Source organism: Phenylobacterium sp. (assembly GCF_030654915.1).
Classification (GTDB): domain Bacteria; phylum Pseudomonadota; class Alphaproteobacteria; order Caulobacterales; family Caulobacteraceae; genus Phenylobacterium.
Genome location: NZ_JAURWM010000351.1, coordinates 1 through 7624 on the forward strand (window position 1 = coordinate 1; position 7624 = coordinate 7624).

Genomic DNA, 7624 nt, shown 5'->3' on the forward strand with positions numbered 1-7624 from the left:
CGGCGGCCTGTGGTCGCTCTGGATCGTCTTCACCAGCTCGCCGACACCGGCCAGGGAGCCGACCAGGGCGGACATCTCGGCCGGCACGATGACCGTCTTCTGGTTGGGGCTCTCGGCCAGCTTGGCGAAGGCTTCGACGTACTTCTGGGCGATGAAGTAGTTGATGGCGTTGACGTCGCCGCGGGCGATGGCCTCCGAGACCATGGCGGTCGCCTTCGCCTCGGCCTCGGCTTCCCGCTCGCGCGCCTCGGCGTCGCGATAGGCGGCTTCACGGCGGCCCTCGGCTTCCAGGATGGCGGCCTGCTTGGCGCCCTCGGCCCGGGCGATGGCGGCGGACTTCTCGCCGTCCGCCTCGGTGATCACCGCGCGACGTTCGCGCTCGGCCTTCATCTGTCGCGCCATGGCGTTGGTGATGTCCGGCGGCGGCATCAGGTCCTTGATCTCGATCCGCGCCACCTTCACGCCCCAGGGGCCGGTGGCCGCGTCGATCACATGCAGCAGGCGGGTGTTGATCTGGTCACGCTGCGACAGCACCTCGTCCAGCTCCATCGAGCCGACCACCGTGCGCAGGTTGGTCATGCAGAGCTGGGCGATGGCGTAGTTGAGGTTGTCGACCCGGTAGGCCGCGGCGGCCGCGTCCATCACCTGGATGAAGACGATGCCGTCGACCTTCACCACCGCGTTGTCCTTGGTGATGACCTCCTGCTGGGGCACGTCGAGGACCTGCTCCATCATGTTCACCCGGCGACCAACGCCCTCGACGAACGGCGTCAGGAAGGCGATGCCCGGCGGCAGGGTCCTCGTATAGCGCCCGAAGCGCTCGACAGTGTACTCCCGCCCCTGGGGGACGATCTTGATGGCCCCGAACAGGATCACCACCGCGAGAACCAGTAGAACGACGGCCGCAGCCAATTCCATGACAACCTCTCCGAGAACTGGAGAGCACCCTAACGCGGTGCGGGCTCCGCCGTCACGTCCTGTGCGCCCTCCGGCGGTAGCACTGTCGTCACCCGGTACTTGGATTGGGACAGACCGAGCGCGAGCTCGCGCCCTCGCACCGCCGCCAACCGCTCGGCGCGCCGGGTCGGCTCGCCGCAGTCGGAATAGAGGCGGCGCGCCCCGGCGAAACCGGCGTTGAAGGCGTCCTTCATCTCGCGCTCGAGCACCGGCTCGGCCTGTTCGGTCTCCATCAGGCGGTTCATGCGCGAGCGCCAGAACTGATCCTCGCTTCCCTCGCAGGTCTGCCGCAAGGCGTGGCTCTCGCCCAGCACTCGCGCCAGATGGACCAGAGCCTCGCGCATCTCGATCGAGCGCTCCTGGGCGACGGCCGGCAGGGCGAGGACGGACAGGATAAGCACAAGTAGGGCCGAACGCATGGCCGCACTTAAATCTCCCGCCCCCGACTTGTCATCAGGCCTGAGAGAGCGCTAGCCACGGAGGGAGAATTTCCGGAGACCCTGATGCGCGTTCTCATTCTCGCCCTGGCGATCGCGGCGACCTCGAATTTGGCTCTCGCCGCGCCCGCCAAGCCGGCCCCGGCCGCGGCGAAGACCGCCAGCTTCGACGCCCGCGATCCGACGGCGCTGGTCGGGCTGCTGAACGGCATGGACGCCCAGGCCGCTGTGGCCTCAAGCGGCGGCGGCATGGTGGTGCTCGACATCACCACACCGGGCGGCAAGTTCGGCGCGCAGTTCGTCCAATGCAACGAGAGCGGCAAGGCCTGCGGCGCCGTGGCCTTCTCCACCGCCTTCGAACGTCGCGGTCCCAACTTGCAGCAGATCAACGACTTCAACCGCACCCAAGTCGCCTGCCGCGGCTACCTCACCGACGATGGGCGTTCCAACGTCATGTACGCTGCGATGCTGACCTCACGCCTCTCGGCCGCCGAAATGAAGCAGCACCTAGGGGTCTGGCAGGGCTGCCTGACCACCTTCGGCCGTTTCAACCGCGATCCGGTCGCCTATCTGGCCGGCGCCTAAGGCCGGGTCCCCGCCCAGGGCGCGGCGGCGAGCCGGTCGGCGAGGAAGTCGAACAGCACCTTGACCCGCACGGGCCGCAACCGGCCGGGCGGGCTGACGAGATGCAGAGCGGGCAGCGGCGGGGACCAATCTGTCATGACCGCCTCCAAGGCCCCGCTCCTCAGGTCCTCCCAGCAAATGAACTCCGGCTGGAGGGCGAGGCCGAGCCCGGAGCGCAGCGAGGGTCCAAGGCTCTCGGCGCTGTTGACCTTCATCGGCCCGCTAACCGCCACGGCTTGGTCCCCCTCGGCCGCGTGCGCAAAGCGCCATATGTCCGGCGTATCGACATTGGCGTAGGTGAAGCAGCGGTGCTGGGCCAGGTCGCGCGGATGGACCGGTCGCCCGTAGGCCTCGAAATAGCCCGGCGCGCCGACCAGCATGATCCGCATGTCGCACAGCTTGCGCGCCAGCAGGGACGAGTCCTGCAACCGCGCGATCCGGATGGCGAGGTCGAAGCCATCGGCCACCAGATCGATCTTTTCATCGGCGAGGCTGAGGTCGATGGAGACCTCGGGATAGCGCGCCAGGAAATCGGGCAGGATCGGCGCCAGGTGCAGCAGCCCGAACGACATCGGCGCGGCCAGCCGAACCAAGCCGCGCGGGATCACCGACTGGGCGGCGGTTTCGGCCTCCACCGCCTCGCCTTCGGCCAGGATGCGGCCGGCGCGCTCCAGCGCCGCGCGGCCGGTCTCGGTCAGCGAGATGCGGCGCGAGGTCCGATGGAACAGGCTGGCGCCCATCCGCGCTTCCAACCGGCCGACAGCCTTGGAGATCGTGGCCTTGGACAGTTCCAGCTCCTCGGCGGCGCGGGAGAAGGAACCGGTTTCAGCCACTTTGGCGAGGATAGCCCAGGCTTCGAAGTCGGGGAGCTTTGACATGTCACTTTTGGAAACAGTTGGTTTCCATCGTTTCTATTTCGAAATCCCGAGGAAGGGCTACTTATTTCCTCAAGCAGGCGGTCCCCTTCGAGATCGCCCCCGGGAGAACAGACCGATGATCGACCATCGCCCTTTTGAAACCCTCGGCGGCGCCAACCACGGTTGGCTTGACGCCAAGCATCACTTCTCCTTCGCGGAGTACAACGATCCCAAGCGCATGAGCTGGGGCGCCCTGCGCGTTTGGAACGACGACAAGATCGCGCCGAACTCCGGCTTCCCCCCTCACCCGCACGCGAACATGGAGATCATCACCTATGTCCGCAGCGGGGCGATCACCCACCAGGACAGCCTAGGCAACACCGGCCGCACCGAGGCCGGCGACGTTCAGGTGATGAGCGCCGGTTCGGGCATCCGCCACGCCGAGTTCAACGTCGAGAACGAAGACACCACGCTGTTCCAAATCTGGATCCTGCCGACCAAGGCCGGCGGCGAACCCTCCTGGGGCGCCAAGCCCTTTCCCAAGGGCGAGCGGGCTGGGAAGTTCGTGACCCTGGCCAGCGGCATCGACGGCGACACCGACGTGCTGCCGATCCGCGCCGACGGCCGGGTCGTGGCCGCCACGCTGAAGGCCGGCGAGACCGCCGAGTATCAACTGGGCGAAGGCCGCTACGCCTATCTGGTGCCGGCCACCGGTTCGATCGAGGTGAACGGCGTCACCGCCAAGGCTCGCGACGGCCTAGCGATCCGCGACGAGACCAGCGTGCGCGTCACCGCGCTTGAAGACGCCGAGATCGTGCTCGTCGACGCCGCCTAACCCACTAGGCCCGGGCCATCAGGCCCGGGCCGCCTTTCCCCATTCCCGCTTCAGCCAGGAAACCTTCATGACCAAGATCCTCGTCCTCTACCACTCGACCTACGGCCACATCGAAACCATGGCCAAGGCCGTCGCGGAGGGCGCCCGCGAGGCCGGCGCGAGCGTCGATATCAAGCGCGTACCCGAAACCGTGTCGGACGAGCTGGCCAAGGCTTCGCACTACAAGATGGACCAGGAAGCCCCGATCGCCACGGTCGCCGACCTCGCCGAGTATGACGCGATCATCCTGGGCGTCGGCACCCGCTACGGCCGGATGGCCTCGCAGATGGCGGCGTTCTGGGATCAGACCGGCGGTCTCTGGGCCAAGGGCGCCCTGGTCGGCAAGGTCGGCGGGGTCTTCACCTCCACCGCGACCCAGCACGGCGGCCAGGAAACGACGATCATGTCGACCATCACGCAGTTGCTGCACCACGGCATGGTCATCGTCGGCCTGCCCTACGCCTGGGCCGGCCAGATGAAGCTGGACGAGATCACCGGCGGCTCGCCTTACGGCGCCACGACCATCACGGGCGGCGACGGTTCACGCCAACCGAGCGCCAACGAACTTGAAGGCGCCCGCTACCAGGGCCGCCACACGGCGCAGATCGCCGCCAAGGTCGCGGCCTAGCGAGGCTTGTCGCCCTCCATCTTCGATGGGCGACGGCCGGCTGGTCCTACCCGCTCCGATCGTCATCCCCGGCCGCGTATGGGTGCCGGGGATCCATACGCACCGGCCTTCCCGGCCCTGCTCGGTGGTTATGGATGGCCGGGTCCTGGCGGCCCGGCCATGACGAACACATAGAGAAACTTCATACTCGATAGTGGAGGGGCGAGACCGAGTTCGGCGCCTGAGGCTCGCCCCCTCCACCACCCTGCGGGCGGTCCCCCTCCCCCGCTTCGCAGGGGAGGAAAGGGAGGTTCGTGTTCAACTGGCGAGCTTACGCTCCTTGGCGAACGGGCTGAGGCCGAGCCAGGTCTGCATGTCGGCGGCAAGCTGACGATCACCCGTCAAGGCGAGCCGCTCGGCGCGAAGCGCGCCGGCCACCGTCTCCACCCCCATCCAGATCGCGGTCATGGTCCGCAGATCGGTGGAGACGAAGAGGTCGACATTGAAACCGGGATCCATCGAGCACAGGTCGACGCTCCCGTCCGGATCGACCAGCAACCACCAGGATCGCTGGATCGGCGACAGTTCCGGAAACCGGAACTGGACCGTGCTGCGCCGCTTGGGCATGGGCGTCGGATCCAGATTGCGGCGCATGTCCCACATCAGCAGCGACGCATCGAGGTTCTGCAGCGAAAGCTCCGTGGAGATCCAGCGCTGGCCCCAGATGCCGAACGCATCCACCAGCGGCGCCAGCTCCTCGCCGGCCAACGTCAGGCGATATTCGTGAACGCTGGGGTCGGCCATCGAGGGATCGCGCCGGACAATCCCGGCCACCTCCAATTCCTTGAGCCGCTGCGATAGCAACGCTGGCGACATGCGCGGCACGCCGCGCCGCAGATCGTTGAAGCGCGTCGAGCCGGCCACAAGCTCGCGCAGCAAGACGATGGTCCAGCGCGTACAGAGGACCTCCGCCGCCATCGAGACCGGACAGAATTGCCTGTAGCTGCCCTGGGTCATGGGTTTCCTCCAAGAAGGCGCGGGCGCAAAATAGGCCCATGGCCGACCGGGGCCTAGTTCATTTCCTGTACCGGGCAAGTTCAGTTCCTGAACTGGCCGCGCCGAACCGGACCTGAGAGCTTGCCGACGACAGGGGGAAACTGATCCCCGGCTCAAGGAGCTGAACATGTTGCTCGATATCCAAACCAAAACCAAATCCGACAAGGTCGATTGGCTCGCTCGCGCCGACGCCGTCGCCGCCGAGATCTCCGCCCAGGCGCCGCGGCACGACGCCGAGGAAAGCTTCGTCTTCGACGCCTATGAACGGCTGGGGGCCGAGGGCTTGTTCAGCGCGCTGGTCCCCGCCGAATTCGGCGGCGGCGACGCCGATCTCGCCGACATCTGCGGCGTCGTGCGGCGGCTGGGCGCGGCCTGCGGCTCGACCGCCCTCGCCTTTTCGATGCACAGCCATCTGGTCGCTGTCGCCGCCTGGCGCTGGCGGGTCCAGCAGGCTCCGACCGAGGGCCTGCTCAAGCGGGTCGCGGCGGAAAACCTGGTGCTGGTCTCCAGCGGCGGCTCGGACTGGCTGAGTAGCGGCGGCGACGCCGTGAAGGTCGAGGGCGGTTTCAAGATCACCGGCCGCAAGGTCTTCTCCAGCGGCTGCCCGGCCGGCGACCTGCTGGTCACCAGCGCGGTCTATGCCGATCCGGAGGCTGGCCCCACCGTCCTGCATTTCGCCGTCTCGATGAAAGCCGAGGGCGTCAAGATCCTCGACACCTGGCGGGTGCTCGGGATGCGAGGGACCGGCTCGCACGATGTCGAGTTGAGGGACGTCTTCGTGCCGGACGCGGCGATCTCGGGCCGGCGGCCGAGGGGCAAGTGGCATCCGCTGTTCCACACCATCTCGATGATCGCCTTCCCCCTGATCTATTCGGCCTATGTGGGGGTCGCCCAAGGCGCCCGCGCCAAGGCGCTGACGATCGCGCGCAAGAAACAGGGCGACGACAACCTGCCCTATCTGGTCGGTGAGATGGAGAACGCTCTCCAGACCGCCGAGATGGCTCTGGAGGCCATGATCGGCCTGGCCGAGACCGCCACGCCGGGACCTGAGACCACCAGCCGCGCCATGACCGGCCGGACCCTGGTCGGCCAGTCGGCGATCCGGACCGTCGAGCGGGCCATGGAGGTGGCGGGCGGGGCGTCCTTCTATCGCGACACCGGCCTGGAACGCGCCTTCCGCGACGTGCAAGGCGCGCGCTTCCACCCGCTGCAGGAAAAGCCGCAGTTGCTCTATGCCGGTCGCCTGGCGCTCGGCCTGGATATCGACGGGTAGCTACATCTCTGTCATCCCGGACAGCCGCTATGCGGCTTCCGGGATGACACCGTGGAGTGCGAGCTAAGCCTCGACCTTGGTCCGCAGCTTGGCCGTGCGGTCGATGGCCGCTTCGGCTTCCTGGATCAGTTGGGCGACGATCTCGCCGGCCGGCATCACGCTGTGGACGCCGCCAGCGGACTGGCCCATGGCGAAGCAGGACTTGTCGGGATCCAGACCCTCGATCTGACCGCCGATCCCGCCCATCGCGCCGGCCTGGTGCGAGACCATGGCCTGCATTGGGAAGGCCTGGATGTCCTGGGGCCGGGTCTCCCACTCTTCGACATAGGGGTTCTTCTTCACGCGCATCGGCTTGCCTGAATAGGAACGCGTGCGGATGGTGTCCTCGTCGGCCGCCTCGATGATCGCCTGGCGATAGAGCTCGCCGGCATGAGCTTCTTCGGAGGCGATGAACCGGGTGCCCATCCAGACGCCGGTGGCGCCCAGGGCCAGGGCCGCGGCCAGTCCGCGTCCGTCATAGAGGCCGCCGGCGGCGACCACCGGGATTTTCACGGCCTCGACGGCCTGGGCGACCAGCGGCATCGTGCCGACCAGGCCAGTATGACCGCCGCCCTCGCCGCCCTGGCAGATGACCGCGTCGCAGCCCGCCTGCTCGGCCTTCACCGCATGCTTCACCGCGCCGCAGACGACCATGACCTACAGGCCAGCCTTCTTGAGTTTTTCCATGATCGGCATGGGAACGCCGAGGCCGGCGACGAAGCTGGAGGCGCCTTCCTCGATGATGATCTCGACCGCGGCGGTCAGGCTTTCCGGCGAGGCTGCCAGCAGGTCCACGCCGAACGGCTTGTCGGTCAGCGAACGGACCTTGCGCATCTGTTCGCGGATAAACTCGGGGCTGGTGCCGGCCATGCCGAGCACGCCGTAGCCGCCGGCGTTGCT

The 7624-nt window shown here is 67.5% G+C and carries 8 protein-coding genes and 1 pseudogene; 4 read left to right on the forward strand and 5 right to left on the reverse strand.

Annotated features, from left to right (window positions below):
• Together Q7T84_RS18110 and Q7T84_RS18115 are read right to left on the reverse strand one after the other, a co-directional pair.
• The coding region (locus Q7T84_RS18110) for an SPFH domain-containing protein (protein ID WP_304811659.1) at positions 1-918 on the reverse strand (918 nt) is incomplete at its 3' end.
• Between the two features lie 29 nt (positions 919-947).
• Complete coding sequence (locus Q7T84_RS18115) at positions 948-1376, reverse strand: TIGR02301 family protein (protein WP_304811662.1); 429 nt, start codon at positions 1374-1376, stop codon at positions 948-950.
• Positions 1377-1460: 84 nt separating this feature from the next.
• On the opposite strand from Q7T84_RS18115, the gene Q7T84_RS18120 reads away from it, so the two are divergent.
• Entirely contained in the window at positions 1461-1979 is a 519-nt protein-coding gene (locus Q7T84_RS18120; protein WP_304811664.1) for a hypothetical protein, read from the forward strand.
• Here Q7T84_RS18120 and Q7T84_RS18125 read toward each other — a convergent pair.
• Positions 1976-2896, reverse strand: a complete 921-nt coding sequence (locus Q7T84_RS18125) for a LysR family transcriptional regulator (protein WP_304811666.1) — start codon at positions 2894-2896, stop codon at positions 1976-1978. The two genes, Q7T84_RS18120 and Q7T84_RS18125, sit on opposite strands and share 4 nt — an antisense overlap.
• 115 nt (positions 2897-3011) lie before the next feature.
• On the opposite strand from Q7T84_RS18125, the gene Q7T84_RS18130 reads away from it, so the two are divergent.
• Both Q7T84_RS18130 and wrbA read left to right on the forward strand, forming a co-directional pair.
• Positions 3012-3710 (forward strand): pirin family protein, encoded by a 699-nt coding sequence (locus Q7T84_RS18130; protein WP_304811668.1) that lies wholly within the window; start codon positions 3012-3014, stop codon positions 3708-3710.
• Between the two features lie 67 nt (positions 3711-3777).
• Positions 3778-4377 (forward strand): NAD(P)H:quinone oxidoreductase, encoded by a 600-nt coding sequence (gene wrbA / locus Q7T84_RS18135; RefSeq protein WP_304811670.1) that lies wholly within the window; start codon positions 3778-3780, stop codon positions 4375-4377.
• Positions 4378-4674: 297 nt separating this feature from the next.
• On the opposite strand, the gene Q7T84_RS18140 is transcribed toward wrbA, so the two are convergent.
• A complete protein-coding gene (locus tag Q7T84_RS18140; RefSeq protein WP_304811672.1) occupies positions 4675-5373 on the reverse strand; it encodes a helix-turn-helix domain-containing protein in 699 nt (232 codons plus the stop codon).
• A gap of 166 nt (positions 5374-5539) precedes the next feature.
• Between Q7T84_RS18140 and Q7T84_RS18145 the strand changes: the two genes are divergently transcribed.
• Positions 5540-6685, forward strand: a complete 1146-nt coding sequence (locus Q7T84_RS18145; protein WP_304811674.1) for an acyl-CoA dehydrogenase family protein — start codon at positions 5540-5542, stop codon at positions 6683-6685.
• A gap of 63 nt (positions 6686-6748) precedes the next feature.
• Here the strand turns inward: Q7T84_RS18145 and Q7T84_RS18150 are convergent.
• A pseudogene (locus Q7T84_RS18150) lies at positions 6749-7624 on the reverse strand (NAD(P)H-dependent flavin oxidoreductase); the annotation flags it as partial.